This window comes from Segatella copri (assembly GCF_026015625.1).
In the GTDB taxonomy this organism is placed as follows: domain Bacteria; phylum Bacteroidota; class Bacteroidia; order Bacteroidales; family Bacteroidaceae; genus Prevotella; species Prevotella copri_H.
This window is the reverse complement of sequence record NZ_JAPDVG010000001.1, coordinates 3,255,441-3,269,866: the sequence shown is the minus strand read 5'-3', so window position 1 is coordinate 3,269,866 and position 14,426 is coordinate 3,255,441. Positions and strand designations below refer to the sequence as shown.

Genomic DNA, 14,426 nt, shown 5'->3' with positions numbered 1-14,426 from the left:
AATCAGCAAGAATGCCAACTTAACATTTAACACTTAACATTTAACATTATCAATTAACCTCTTTCATTCCCTCCTTCTTTCCGGCAGCCTCATCAGCTCCTTGCACCATCACATAGTGCCAGGCATTGGATACATACGGCTGCTGACCAAGTTGAGGATCCTTCGGATTCTGCATATAGAGCTGGATGAAGTTGAGCGTATTGTTCACGTTCTGTGCATCCACACTATACGGAATTGTACGCGGATCGCTATGCGTCTTCATCCAGTTGCCGATGAGAATCTCCTGGAAGGTACGTGGAATATGGTCGTAACCCACGAATCTGCCCAGCGGATAATACTGCATGAACTTCTCCATATCGCGCTGCAGGAGTTCGTAGCACATCAGATATTCGTATGCCATCTTGTTATGGTTATCATTCAGGAAGAGCAAACCCAGCATCTGGTCCATCTCCCGGTCGCTGAAGAGGAAGTCCTGCTTTTTCTCACGATACTTGCGCAGCTTGCCATAGATAGGATGTCGGTTGATAGCCTTCTCATTACCTAGCAGCGCCATCGTCTGATTCGCCCAGTTACTATAGAAGAGCGTTTTCTGCAGTCGGCGGAGCAGCTTGGCTGCTACCTTATAATTACCGTTGATGATATCGCACTCTATAATCCTGCGGGTCAATCGGGCACTCTTGCGATAATTAGGTATCGCTTCCTGCGCCTCGAACATATATCTTTCGGCATCATTCACCATACCCAGGCGGAAAAAGATTTCTGCAGTAGATACTGGCGAAATCATATCGCGGGTAAAGGTAGGGAACAAGCCCTCGCCTCCATTCTGATAGAACTCGAAAAGGCGGTCGGCAAGCATACCCTTCTGGCTCAAGGCAAGATTCACACACGAAACACTGAGCGGTGTGGTTGCCGGTTTCTTCTCTGCCTTCTCTATAATCTTATCCCACTGTTCGGTGCGAACCAGAAAATCATAATCTATCAGTTCGTAGGTCATTTCATCAAAAGATGCCTTGATACCAAACCATGAAGCCACAATCACCAATACATAGCTCAACACTATGACCACTTTGGATTGCTGCAACTTCTGCAAGGATTTCTGGCGGCACGGAATCATCCCCAGGAAAGGAATCACTACTGCCCATACCATCACAACAAAAGGCAACGGAGATATGGCACCCGGATAGCGATAATAATTAAGTCCGGCAAAGATGCGATACAAAGGATATTGCAAAGTCTGCGTGGTCAGCAGGATCCAGGCTATGGTAAGCACAAGGATGCAGACTGAATAGCCTATTCCGGAAAAAACATTTCCCTTCTGCTTGGCATTCTTCAGCGTATCACCTATCATCAGGGCGGCATAAAGGAATACCACCGGTCCCAGGAACCAATAAACCAATGCCGTGCTAACCAGTTCGAACACCACCTTTACTAACCGGTTGTGGAATCGGTTATGAATCCATCCTATTACTAAGGCTCCGAAAAGTGCAACGACAAAAGAGAGCAACACATTCTGGTCGCCCATGGCACACCATAAGGCGATACTTGGAAGGAAACTCAGGAGATAACCCGGGAAATCATGCCTTGCTCCATATTGTTTCATCAGTCCCCATACGGCAGTCTGAATGCCCATCAGCAGCAAAGCGATGATGGCACCGCCCAATACAGGCATATAATAGAACTGTACCAGAAACTCACTGATATAGTCAGCCAAACCTCCCGGCAGCACAATGCGCTCCAAAAAGTAGCCGGAATCAAAGAGAAACATCTGATACTGTTCCTGAAAGCAGAGTCCGCCTACGTATGGCACTGCCCAGAATATCACGACCGCCACACCGAAGAGCAGCGACAGCAGCGGTTTCCAAGTTTTTATCATCAAATTCTTCATGAGATTATATTTTAAATTCATGTTCTTTCCACAACGTCCGTGGACGATTTAGGACTTTCCTTATACCCGTACAAAGTTACAATAAAATATTGTAACTTCCAAACAAAAACATACAATTCAACAAGATAGTACAGAAGAAAAGCAATAAAAGTCAAATCCTACTAACGTAATGTTACGAAAAGCCCCGATTGCTGGACGGCAGTCGGGGCTTAGCCTTATCGATATGATAATCATGACGATTACCAAACTTACTCATTTACTAAAGACTTTCAAGCCATCTTTGACCAGCTTTCGTCTTAGACCAAATAACTAACCCTGCGCCAATAGCACTAGCCAAGGCAAATATAATTGTCAACATTTCCATATCTATATTATTTAAGTTTCACCTTAAGAATTTCGTTACCAAAATAAGCAAATAGTACCGTTGCCGTGAAACCAAAACTAATGCACAGATAATTAAAAATCCCCATCTCATCTCCCATAAACAATGGAGACAAGCCGCCAACAACAACACCGCTGCACATCAACTTGGATAAATCAAAGAAATAACCAGCTAACATTTCTCTTCTGATTACGCTCTGAAATCTTATTTTTAGATAAATTTTCATCCATTCCCTATATTCTAAAATTTGCTGCAAATGTACGATAAATAATTGTAACCTCCAAATATTTTTGCAATTATTTCGCTTGATACAACACAAAAGTATCAACTATGAAACGGCAGTCAGGACTTAGCCTTATTCCGCCAAAAGCTCTTCACTCTTTACCCACTCTTCACCTCTCGGAATGCCGATAAACACAGGAGATTCCGAGAGGTGAAGAGTGGGTGAAGAGTGAAGAGTATTTCTTCGTAAGCCTTGTATAAAAACGAAACAAAGGCATTTGGGATAGCTGTTCTAGGCAAACAACCCACTAGCAACTAAAGCGCCAGTAGACTGTCTGCGGTTTGCCAGTTAACTGTCTGTATTAAACAGCCTTCTTTTTACCAATTCACAGCAGGTTTAAACAAACAAATAAGAGTAGCATTCAGCAAATCAAAAAAAGAAAAGCCCCGACTGTATCACTACAGCCGAGGCCTAACCTTATTTATATTATAATCACAACGATTATTTCACATACCTATTTTGCTTTTTTCTTGAAGACATAGAACCATGCAGTACCATTCTCAGGTAATTCTGCAGCAGTCAATACCAACTTATCATCGCTGGCTACTAATACATAATACTTCTGGAATACAGCATTGCCACCATTCACGTTTACACCCATAGGGATAACGAAGTTGTCATTGGTTGCAGTTGGGAATGAGATAGTACCCTTATCCCAGGTTGGGTCCTTGTGCTCCAATACACTTACAGAGATAGGAAGCTTGACGCCATCAGAACCGATTGCCTGCTTGTTAGTGATGTCGATAGTGAACCATGCACCGCTACCGTTACGGGCTACGCCACCAACCTTCTGACCAGCCTGACCATCAATATCAGCACCATAGTTTACAGCCCACCACTGAGGCTTGTTGCCACTACCGAAAGGACCATTGCCCCATACAGCACCGGCAGCTTCGTTCCATTCCCAGGTAGTAGTTCCATCACCATCTTCGCCACCAGCGAGATACTCAAGAAGTTCTGGCTTGGTAGTTAAAGCCTCAACAGCGAAAGAACCAGCATTGTAAGTCTCCTGAGTGCCATCAGCCTTGGTATAAGTCAAGGTAATATTAAACTTACCTTCCTCTACAACCATCAGCTGATCACCATTCAGAGAAGCTGTACCAGCAGCCTCATCGGCACCTTCCTTAGTAATAGCCCAGTCAGAAAGCACGCCGTTACCATTCTCAACAGTGAAGACATTACCCTTTTTGCCTTCCTTGACCTCCTGAATAACCTTTACCTTGCCTGCATCAAAAGCAGTACCGAATTGTACAGGCTGGCCATCGAACTCACCTACAGTAGAAGTATAATTACCCTCAGAACCAGTTACGCAGAGACGCTTCTGAAGTTCTGCAGAGAGATAAGTAATCTCATCCACGTTCACCGTGAAGTCCTTGGTAAAGTCAACAGCCACATTCTTGCAGTGCATAGTAATGGTGTTGGCACCTAACTTGGTAACATAGATGGTATCGTATGCCTTGGAAGAGGTTACCTTACCTTCTGCCAACTGGTCTACCGACCACTGGCTTGTGATAGGAGAATGATTCTCGATGATGATACGGTTGCTATTCTTACCATTCACCTGAACAGGTGTTACCTTCGCATCAACGCTCTCTGCTGTTACATTCTCAGAGAAACCTGTGCTACCAGAATCGGTAGAAGGATCACAAGAAGTATAAAGCAATGTCAGCATAGACAAAGCAAAAAATATCTTTTTCATATACTTATTCATTTAAAAGATTAAAGAATTGATTACTTCCAGCCCTGATATTCAGAATCAGCACCAGTCCACCCTTCATTCTGCTTTACGGTACCCAAAGCTACCTGAGTCTCAGGCATCTTCTGGAAACCGGCTGTAGCATTGTAACGGGCAGTATAACCTCCATTGTGTGGAGTATTCGTATCAGGCTGTCCGCAATAATAGATAGCAACGCCATTCTGCTTCTCAAGAGCAGCAGCGGCAATATGCCAACGACGAAGGTCGTTCCAGCGGGTACCCTCGCAAGCCAACTCCCAACGGCGCTCGTTTCTCAAAGCTTCCTCTGAATAAGCACCAATCGGGTTCAAACCTGCACGCTTACGCACCTCATTGATACCAGCCACATCCTTCTTCAACTCACTCTGCATCAACAAGACATCTGCGAAACGGATGAGTACCAGATCGTGGATATTATTCAACTGCATATTCTCCTTTCCCGAAGTATCCCAGTTGCCTGGGTACATCACATTCTCGAAAGTACAAGAATAGCCATCCTCCAACTGATCATTCTTACAGGTAACAGGAGCCCACTTCTTGGCATAAAAATCAGTTTCCTGAACAAAGTCGGCCCAACCACCTTTCTTATATGTCTCTACCTTAGACCAGTCCTGGATAGAAGCATCACGGCGTACATCATTAGGCTCGGCAGCAGCCCAATCCTTTACCAAATTTGGAGCTACAGGACCAGCACCCCAACCCTGACCGAATGGGAAGGTGTTGCCATAAGCCTGACCGCCACGAACACCAAAGTGAAGTGCATAGCCATTGGCATAACCAATCGTTGTACTCCAGGAAGCGAACTTATTGAACTTGATAGAGAACAAAGTCTCTGGGTTCTGAGAAGCATCATCCTCAACCCACTTGAAGCCCTGACCCTTGGTATAATCATAATCTTCTACAGTGCATCTGTTGGTATAAGCCCAGAGATTCTGATACTTATCCACCAAAGTGCGACCAGAGTTAGCCACACAGTCATCGATGGCTGTAATGACATCCTCCTTAGACAAAGTAGTTCCATCAGGAAGTTCCACAGAAGTCAGAGGATTGTAAGTAGTGCTGGTCAGATCAGCCAATGTAGAACCATTGCCAAAGAAACCAGAATAGAACAACCAGGCACGACCCAGCATAGCCTCAGCAGCATACTTATCTATATGGCCATCAGTGCTCTTAGCAGCAGGCAAGAGAGCGACAGCATCACGAAGATCCATCAGAATCTGCTTCCAAGGGTCTTCAATATTACCTTGGGTGACAGCCTCAGAACCTGGTTTCAGACGCATAGGTACATTTCCGTACATAGAAGCCAACTCATAATAATAGAAGGCACGCAGGAACTTAGTCTGTCCCATCAATGAGTTTTTGGTATCCTCATTCATAGAGGTATTAGGAAGAGCCTCTATCAGGGTATTGGCACGGTTGATACCCTTGTAACGAGCCTCATAGAACACGTTGGTCATATCGGCATTGTAGTTACAGAGCAAATCATCTGCCTGCATCAACTTATCGTTGACACCACCACCACCGAGCATATCATCACTAGCCAACTGGGCATAGTAAAGGAAACTCATCTGAGGGTCTGCACAAACCTGGTTCAAATTCTGGTAAACACCAGCCAATACAGCCTCACCATCCTCCTTGGAAACAGGGAAGGTACTGGTAGATAACTCGCCAACATTCTGCACATCATTGATGTCGCAGGACGCCAAGCTAAGTACCGCCATGGCTGAAGCCAATAATATATTTAACTTTTTCATTGTGAATTCAATTTTAGATTAGAACTTTACATTTACACCAACCATATAGGTACGAGGCTGAGGATAGTTACCTACATCAACACCTGTTACCCATGAGTCTGAGCCGATAGCTGTACCATTCTCTGGATCCATACCCTTATAACCGGTAATGGTAAAGAGATTCTGGGCTGCGAAATAGAGACGGAGCTGCTGGAATGGGCTGCTCTTCCAAATCTTAGTGAAATCGTAACCCACGGTCAGATTCTGAAGACGGAAGTAGCTGGCATTCTCAATGTAAATATCAGAAATGGTCTGCCAGTTTGGACCTGCATTCATGTGGGCGAGCAATGGATACTTGTTGGAAGTTCCCTCACCATGCCAGTAGTCATACACCTCTGTAGTGAAGTTCTCGAACTCACCATCGGTGAACTTACGGAATGAACGAGCCACCTGCTGACCGAATGCTCCAAAACCTGTAACAGAAAGGTCGAAGCCTTTGTAAGATGCACCGAGAGTGATACCCATGGTTACATCTGGATGTGGATCGCCAAGCTCTGTCTTATCGTCATCATTGATAACACCATCGCCATTTACATCCACAAACTTCAAGTCACCTGGTTTGATACTGGTACCCTGCTTAGAGTTTGCGGCATTGCCCTTGCAGTTCTTGTCAAGGTAAGCCTGAACGTCTGCCTCATTCTGCATCACACCTTCTGTCTTGTAGCCCCAGAAGTAACCGATAGGATGACCTTCCTCGAAACGAGCCATATAACCGGTATTCTGAGCCAAGAGGTCCTTACCGCCATTGTTGTATGTCTGGTTAGACTTCACCTCTGTAACCTCATTGTGATTGTAAGCCATGTTCCAACCTACGTTGTACTGGAAGTCCTTGCCAATCTTGTCATTCCAAGTGAGAGAAAGCTCAATACCCTTGTTCTCTACAGTACCGGCATTCTTCATCTGGGTAGAGAAACCGGTTGTTGGATCTACAGGAACTGCAACCAGCAAGTCCTTGGTCTTCTTGTTATACCAATCCAAGGTGAAGCCCAGACGTCCACTCAGGAAGCGAGCATCCAAACCGATGTTCAACTGCTCAGAAGTCTCCCAAGTCAAATCCTCATTAGGCAGACGGGAAGGAGCTGCACCTGAAATATACTGGTCAGGATTACCATTGAAGGTATAATAGCTACTTGTATCGTATGCGAAAGCACCCTGCCACTGGAAGTTGTTAATGGTCTGTGCATTACCATTCTGTCCCCAACCAGCACGAAGCTTCAGGAAGTCGAGCCATGAAACAGTCTTTGCCATGAACTTCTCGTTAGAGATAACCCAACCAGCAGATACAGATGGGAAATAACCCCAACGCTCACCTGGAGCGAATTTAGAGTTACCATCGGCACGCATGATGGCAGAAAGCATATACTTCTCATCAAAGTTGTAATTAACACGACCGAAGTAAGACATACTGCGAGAATCATCACAAGGAGTACCAGTAACGGCAGCAGCATTATTATTCTTCATATAGGTCATGTAAGCATGAGTCATATCGCCAAACACAGAATTAGAAGATGTAGCATTCAAGGAGAAACCGAAGTCAGGACGGCTCTCACCATACTCTGTACCTACCAGAATGTCGAAGTTGTGCTTCTTCTGCAAGTCAAACTTATAACTCAAGGTATTGGTTGTACTCCATCCCCAACTTGTACCAATCTGATTTGTAGCCTTATCCTCTGTTCGGAAATTGTCCGCATTGGTTCTGTTGGCATCGAATACAGGGAGGAAGGTACGCCAGGTATAAGTATTCTGGTTGTAGTTCAACTGACCACGATATACAAGATTCTTGATTGGCTGAATCTCCAAGTAACCAGTAGCATGCAAGTTATGATTAATACTCTTGTTGTGACCAGACTGCTGATTCAACATCTTATAGATAGGGTTAACAGAATAAGAGTTGTATTTATCCACCCAGCCTTTCAAATCTTCGGCTGTGGTATAATTGCCATCGGCATTATACATAGGGATAGCAGGGTTAGCACGGAGCATATTGGAAAGCTCATTGCTATACTGGTTACCAATCTGGATACCCTGATTCTGCTTGTGCTGATAGTAGATATTCTCACCAATCTTCACAACATCCATGCCCTTGTCATTGCGATAGATGACATGCTCTGAATTGATGCGGAAGGTGAAACGGCGGTAGTCTGACTTAACAACATTGCCAAACACACCATCCTGATACTGATAACCGGCACCCATAGAGAAAGTTGAACGGTCGGAACCACCTGTTACATTCAAAGCATGACTTGTTGTAACAGCATTCTTGTTGCGGATAGCCTCTACCCAGTTGGTTCCTTCGTTAGAACCATCCATATAAGAGTTGTAGAGGTCTTCGCCCATAATGCTCTTCCAATCATAGCCACTTTCACCACTGTTGAAACGCACCTGATCCATTACCTCCATATACTGTTTGGCAGTAAGCATCTTAGGCATTCGATATACGTTAGCCCAACCTACGTTACCATCGTAAGATACCTGAATCTTACCCTGCTTACCCTGCTTGGTAGTTACAAGGATAACACCATTGGCTGCGGCAGAACCATAGATGGCACAAGATGCGGCATCCTTCAAGACGTCGATACGCTCGATGTCGGCAGGGTTCAAGTTATTGATATCACCTGCTACCCCATCAATAATATAAAGAGGAGCTGTGTTGCCGTTGGTACCGGCACCACGGATAGATATCTTAAAGCCATCACCAGGCTGACCGGAAGCTGCCTGAATGTTGACACCAGGAGTCTGGCTCTGCAAGGCGCCGAGCACCTGTGTGGTATTCATCTTCTGAATATCATCACCCTTTACCTCAATGGTAGAACCGGTAACGAGCTTTTTCTTCTGGACACCATAACCTACAACAACGACTTCATCAAGAGTCTTGTCGTCAGTCTTCATTGTGATTTTGAGACTAGACTGGTTACCCACAGCAATTTCCTGTTTCTGGTAACCGATATAGGTAACTACAATAGTAGAACCAGGCTTTACGTTCAAGGTAAAGTTACCATCAAGATCTGTAACGGTACCATTACCAGGGTTGCCCTTTTCTACTACACTTGCACCGATAATAGGACCTTCTGCATCGCTCACATTACCGGTTACTTTCTTTGCCTGCTGTACAGCATTTACGCTCTGACTAGGAGATGCCGCCCATGCTTCAGTCGTATAACTCAAGCCTAACGATGCTAACGCTCCCACAAGCAGCATTGATTTTTTTAAGTTCAAATTCATACTTTAGTACTTTCTAGGTTGAATAGAATTAAACGTTTGTTGACTCTGACTATCAAAAATAGTCATTTTTCTAGTTCCCGACATATCTTTCAGATACGAAGGAAACAAACAGGTTAAGTTGAATTCATCTTCATAATGGTTATTGTTTATGTTTATATTGTTTATTGTTGTTTCATTTCATCATCAATCTGAAGTCATTTTTAGTATTACTATAAATGGCAAACAGATTTTCGATTGCAAAGTTACATTTCTTTTACGAAAAAAGCTGATACTATTTTGCTGATTTTAAGTATTATTTTGATTTTAGTTATTTTTTTTAATAAACCCCGACAAATACTAAAGATTTATTAACCTTCTGTGTTTTTCTTACACTTATTATATATGTATGTTTCGTTAACTCTGAGCAAAAAAGTATTACCTTGCCGCTATTGAGCAGCAAGGTAATTACGTACAGGATTGGCATACATCTCGAGAATTCTCTCTCTCAAGTAAGCTTCATCCTTATTTGGAAGGTCAATTTTCGCAAGCTGACCAGCCATATATTTTTCAAATTTTGCCTTATCTTCGGCAGTATATTCTGCCTGATGAGCAGTTGAGTTTTCAAGCAAATCAAGAGCCACATAGTTGCCCGGATAGAGGCGGTAGTTCTTGAATATCTGCTCATCCATGTAGGCGGCTACCTTATTATATATATCCTGCTTAGGCATATCAGGATCAAGACTGTCCAGATAATCATCAAGACATGGAGCTGCATGATAATGCACATGACCCTTATAACCGAAGATACCGGTCTGCATGCTTACCAGGTCATCCATAGGTCCCTTCTTCCAATCGGCATTATCGCGCTTCTGCTGGAACTCCTTTGCCTTCAGGAAATCGCATGGATCATATTCGTAACTGATAGAGAGCGGTACGAGATGAAGCTGTTTCAGGCGGTCGATAATGCTGCCCTCGCCACCCATCGACATCATCTGCAAAATACTCTTCTGGGTGCGGTCATTACTGTCCTTGGCCCTACCCTCGCGCTGGGCTATCCAGATGTTCTCGTTCTTCTCCTTGATGGCAAAATGCATATAGTCGGAAAGGCGCTTGCTCGACATCAGCATCTGGCGCATGCTCAGGGCACGCTCTACGATAAACGCCTTGTTGACACGTACCAGGTCCTTGACCCAAGGAAGAGAAAGGAGATTATCACCGATGGCAATCTCACAGGTGGTCTTAAAACCGTTATCGATAAGAAGGACATCGAGGATGGCTGAATCGAGCACGATATCACGGTGATTACTGATGAAAGTATAATTACGGGTATTATCGAGCGATGTACAATCCATCTCGCAGCCTGTTGCTGCCTTCTTCAGAATGCCATGAACAAAATCGTAAGCAAAAGCCAGCTGGAAATCCAGATTGGTCTTACATGCCTTCAACTTCTGGGCAATCATTTCGAAAGGTACTTGTGGATAGAGATAGGCAAGCACTTGTTTAAACTGATCGTTAGAAAGCAAACGGTCGAATACCTCTGGGAGATCTTCAGGCTCCCAAGGACGGATGGTATCAAATTCTTGAGGGATATTCATAATATATACCTATTAATATATATATGGCTCTGCGAAAAAATCGCAGAACCATATATGAGTTTGTTATTCTAGAACTGATTCTCCACAATTTCGCTGAGCACATCCTTGATATCAAGACCTGCTGCACGAACCTGCTGAGGAATGAAACTGGTAACGGTCATACCTGGAGTGGTATTGATCTCCAGCATGTTCACCTTGTCTTTACCATCCTTATCCTTAGAGATGATATAGTCGATACGGATGATACCGTTGGCATGAAGAATGTCGTAGATGCGTGATGTAGTCTTGGCAACCTCTTCTGCAGTCTCTGGAGAGAGACGGGCTGGAGTGATTTCCTGTACCTGACCGTTATACTTGGCATCGTAATCGAAGAACTCGTTGGTGGTAACCACCTCTGTAGCCGGCAGTACAACAGTCTTCTCGGCTGTCTTGTAGATACCCTGTGAAATCTCTGTTCCATCAAGGAAGCCCTCGATCATTACCTCATTGCTCTCCATGAAAGCCACACGGAGGGCTGGAGCCAGCTGGTCAGCATTCTTCACCTTGCTCACACCAAAGCTACTGCCGTCAGCAGCAGGCTTTACGAAACAAGGCATACCGATGCGCTTGGCAATCTCTTCTTCATCATAAGCTTCACCGCGACGGAGCAAGATACTGTCTGCTACGTTTATACCGAAACCGCGCAGATAATTATTGAGCACATACTTATCAAAAGTCATTGCCTCTACCAGAACACCGCTTGTAGAGTATGGCAGATGGATGAGGTCGAAGTAGCCCTGCATCACACCATTCTCACCAGGCTGTCCGTGGATGGTGATATAAGCATAATCGAAATAGACATGCTTGCCGTTCATAACGAAAGAAAAATCGTTCTTGTCAATCTCGATAGTCTCACCATTATCCAAAGCGACATGCCAGTCGGTGCCCTTCACATCGACGAGATAAATATTGTAGCGCTCTTTATCAAAGAAAGAGTACAAACCCTGTCCTGAGCGCAATGATACGTCGTGCTCAGAAGAATCACCACCACATACGATGGCTATCGTTCTCTTGCTATTTTCCATAATTACTAAATATTTTTGAATGTATCTTGTGTGGTGCCAGCGATGAAGCCGCGCCACTTTTCTATTAATTGTCTAAAATCTTCCGGCCACTCACTGTCAAAATCCATCTGCTGCTTGGTTGTAGGATGCACGAAGCCGAGTGTCTTGGCATGGAGAGCCTGACGCGGACAGAGTTTGAAGCAGTTCTGGATAAATGCCTTGTAGCTGCTACTGCGCTGACCTCTCAGAATCTCTGTTCCGCCATACGTTTCGTCCATAAAGAGCGGATGACCGATATGCTTCATGTGAGCACGAATCTGATGGGTACGGCCTGTTTCAAGCACACACTGCACCAAGGTAGTATAACCGAAACGCTCCAACACCTTGTAATGCGTAACTGCCGTCTTGCCTATTCCGCTGTCCGGATCGAAGACCTTCATACGGAGGCGGTTCTTCGGATCACGGCCGATATTGCCTTCTATGCGACCTTCATCTTCTACAATGTTGCCCCAAACGAGCGCATTGTAACTGCGATGGGTAGTCTTGTTGAAGAACTGCTTACCCAGTGCGGTCTTTGCTGTAGGAGTTTTTGCCACAACGAGCAGTCCGCTGGTATCTTTATCAATGCGATGCACCAAGCCCACTTCCGGATCATTGGCATCAAACTCAGGCATATCCCTTAAATGCCAGGCTACCGCCTGAATCAAGGTTCCATGAAAGTTGCCCGCACCCGGATGCACCACCATACCTGCTTCCTTGTTGACCACCATCAGCTGATCGTCTTCATAAACCACATTGATAGCGATTTCTTCAGGTTTGATACTCGTTTCATGACGAGGACGGTCGAGCATCAGAGTAACCAGATCATTAGGGCGCACCTTATAGTTGCTCTTTACCGGTTTACCATTAACATGGATGAATCCGGCATCAGCAGCCTGCTGAATGCGGTTACGGCTCTGATAGGCCATCTTATCAGCCAGGTACTTATCGATACGCACCGGATCCTGGTTGGCATCCACCTGAACCTTCCAGTGCTCATAGAGTTCATCTCCTCCTTCACCAGAAGCAGCGTTTCCTTCCTCCATCTGGAGTTCATCATCCAGTTCGTCCATATCTCCTGCATCATCAAACCCGAAGTCATCCTCTACAGGAGCATATACCTTATTATATATATAATCTAAAAATATCATTCGTATTACTATTGAATTCTTCACTTTTCATTTCTCCTACTCCACCACTTCCTTCTGATGGTGTTCATGCGAAGGAGCAGGCTCTGTGGCTTCCGTACCAGGAACCACCTCGAAGTTGTCTTCATGAGTTTCTCCGCTCATGTCACCTTCGCCTTCCATCACATCTTCTTCGCCGTGATAAACCGGATCTACCACATCGATGGAATCATCAACGCTCCGTTTACCATTACCAACCTGTATGACAAGCACATCATCGATAGAAACCTTATCACCAGCTACAACATGCTTACCCTTAACGAGGATACCATAAACCCAATCCTCTTCGCCAGGAATATATTCAGGTGTACCCAGTTTGAATCCCATAGCAGTAAGTTTAGCCATTGCCTCTCGCAACGAACTGTTGTCAATGACATCAGGAATGGTGATACGTGGAGAATGATCAGAATTGATGGTAACATAGATTACATGTCCCGACTTTACCACTTCTCCGAAAACCGGAGTCTGCTCCAGAATGACATCAGGCGGCAAAGAGCGGACATATCCCGTATCCGTTACAACAATTTCCAATCCCGCATCGTCGAGGATATGTGTAGCATCATCGATATTCTTATATCGAATATCCGGCACACGGATGGCCTCACCATGATGGGTATAGATATCAATGCCGTACTTGACACCGGCACAGAGCAACACCAGCACCAGAATCATGGCACCGATATTCCCCCAAAGGTACTTACTCTTAAACTTATTTATAAACTCTGATGAAGTCATATATTATTTTTTGGTGCAAAGATACAAGTATTTGGGGGAAGAACAAAATAAAAAGGAAAGTTTTTGCACTCTCACCACCTATTTTATGATATAAAAACAAAACATCTTTGTTCCCAAAAGAGCAATCTCAGAAAAGAAAGGGACGTTATAAACAACAAAAAGCAGCAAAGAATACATCCTTGCTGCTTTTAATGTCATCGTCAACAGACGAATCTTTCCTCGGAATTACTTTCCGTGGTGCTCGTCAGATACAGTTAACTTCTTACGGCCATGAGCACGGCGAGAAGCCAATACGCGACGACCATTCTTAGTTGCCATACGCTCACGGAAACCATGCTTGTTTACGCGACGACGATTGTGAGGCTGAAATGTTCTTTTCATTTTTCTTATTTATTTTTTAATTAATATTCTTCACAAAAGTGCAAAACACGCCCTTTTTGGGCTGCAAAATTACGCATATTTTCTGAAATAACCAAGAAAACTACCAAATTTAGCTTAAATATTTATGTTTTTTTCGATATTTCCTTTGATTTTTCATGTTTTTGCCG

General features: G+C 44.3%; 10 protein-coding genes. All 10 read right to left on the bottom strand.

Translation table 11 applies throughout. The features are described from left to right. Window positions 1-49: 49 nt before the first annotated feature. Complete coding sequence (locus ONT19_RS13535) at window positions 50-1,906, bottom strand: DUF6057 family protein (protein WP_264953105.1); 1,857 nt, start codon at window positions 1,904-1,906, stop codon at window positions 50-52. A gap of 350 nt (window positions 1,907-2,256) precedes the next feature. After that, a complete protein-coding gene (locus tag ONT19_RS13530; RefSeq protein WP_264953104.1) occupies window positions 2,257-2,445 on the bottom strand; it encodes a hypothetical protein in 189 nt (62 codons plus the stop codon). Window positions 2,446-3,004: 559 nt separating this feature from the next. Beyond that, a complete protein-coding gene (locus tag ONT19_RS13525; protein WP_153094881.1) occupies window positions 3,005-4,249 on the bottom strand; it encodes a hypothetical protein in 1,245 nt (414 codons plus the stop codon). Between the two features lie 32 nt (window positions 4,250-4,281). Then, window positions 4,282-6,039 (bottom strand): RagB/SusD family nutrient uptake outer membrane protein, encoded by a 1,758-nt coding sequence (locus ONT19_RS13520; RefSeq protein WP_153094880.1) that lies wholly within the window; start codon window positions 6,037-6,039, stop codon window positions 4,282-4,284. An 18-nt stretch (window positions 6,040-6,057) separates the two neighbouring features. Next, entirely contained in the window at window positions 6,058-9,300 is a 3,243-nt protein-coding gene (locus ONT19_RS13515) for a SusC/RagA family TonB-linked outer membrane protein (protein WP_264953103.1), read from the bottom strand. A gap of 425 nt (window positions 9,301-9,725) precedes the next feature. Beyond that, window positions 9,726-10,874 (bottom strand): 1-acyl-sn-glycerol-3-phosphate acyltransferase, encoded by a 1,149-nt coding sequence (locus ONT19_RS13510; protein ID WP_117694657.1) that lies wholly within the window; start codon window positions 10,872-10,874, stop codon window positions 9,726-9,728. Between the two features lie 68 nt (window positions 10,875-10,942). Next, a complete protein-coding gene (locus tag ONT19_RS13505; RefSeq protein ID WP_006847565.1) occupies window positions 10,943-11,938 on the bottom strand; it encodes a D-alanine--D-alanine ligase in 996 nt (331 codons plus the stop codon). A 5-nt stretch (window positions 11,939-11,943) separates the two neighbouring features. After that, window positions 11,944-13,002 carry an RluA family pseudouridine synthase gene (locus ONT19_RS13500; protein ID WP_153089130.1) on the bottom strand — a complete coding sequence of 353 codons (1,059 nt, stop codon included), beginning with the start codon at window positions 13,000-13,002 and terminating at the stop codon, window positions 11,944-11,946. A gap of 141 nt (window positions 13,003-13,143) precedes the next feature. Then, entirely contained in the window at window positions 13,144-13,878 is a 735-nt protein-coding gene (locus tag ONT19_RS13495; RefSeq protein WP_117728010.1) for a PASTA domain-containing protein, read from the bottom strand. 225 nt (window positions 13,879-14,103) lie between these two features. Then, window positions 14,104-14,259 carry a 50S ribosomal protein L34 gene (gene rpmH, locus ONT19_RS13490; RefSeq protein ID WP_004351099.1) on the bottom strand — a complete coding sequence of 52 codons (156 nt, stop codon included), beginning with the start codon at window positions 14,257-14,259 and terminating at the stop codon, window positions 14,104-14,106. Between the last annotated feature and the right edge of the window lie 167 nt (window positions 14,260-14,426).

Coding starts and splice junctions, on each gene's coding strand:
- ONT19_RS13535 (WP_264953105.1), bottom strand. CDS start 1,906: ATGAATTTAAAATATAATCTCATGAAGAATTTGATGATAAAAACTTGG.
- ONT19_RS13510 (WP_117694657.1), bottom strand. CDS start 10,874: ATGAATATCCCTCAAGAATTTGATACCATCCGTCCTTGGGAGCCTGAA.
- rpmH (WP_004351099.1), bottom strand. CDS start 14,259: ATGAAAAGAACATTTCAGCCTCACAATCGTCGTCGCGTAAACAAGCAT.
- ONT19_RS13495 (WP_117728010.1), bottom strand. CDS start 13,878: ATGACTTCATCAGAGTTTATAAATAAGTTTAAGAGTAAGTACCTTTGG.
- ONT19_RS13520 (WP_153094880.1), bottom strand. CDS start 6,039: ATGAAAAAGTTAAATATATTATTGGCTTCAGCCATGGCGGTACTTAGC.
- ONT19_RS13500 (WP_153089130.1), bottom strand. CDS start 13,002: ATGGAGGAAGGAAACGCTGCTTCTGGTGAAGGAGGAGATGAACTCTAT.
- ONT19_RS13525 (WP_153094881.1), bottom strand. CDS start 4,249: ATGAAAAAGATATTTTTTGCTTTGTCTATGCTGACATTGCTTTATACT.
- ONT19_RS13505 (WP_006847565.1), bottom strand. CDS start 11,938: ATGGAAAATAGCAAGAGAACGATAGCCATCGTATGTGGTGGTGATTCT.
- ONT19_RS13530 (WP_264953104.1), bottom strand. CDS start 2,445: ATGTTAGCTGGTTATTTCTTTGATTTATCCAAGTTGATGTGCAGCGGT.
- ONT19_RS13515 (WP_264953103.1), bottom strand. CDS start 9,300: ATGAATTTGAACTTAAAAAAATCAATGCTGCTTGTGGGAGCGTTAGCA.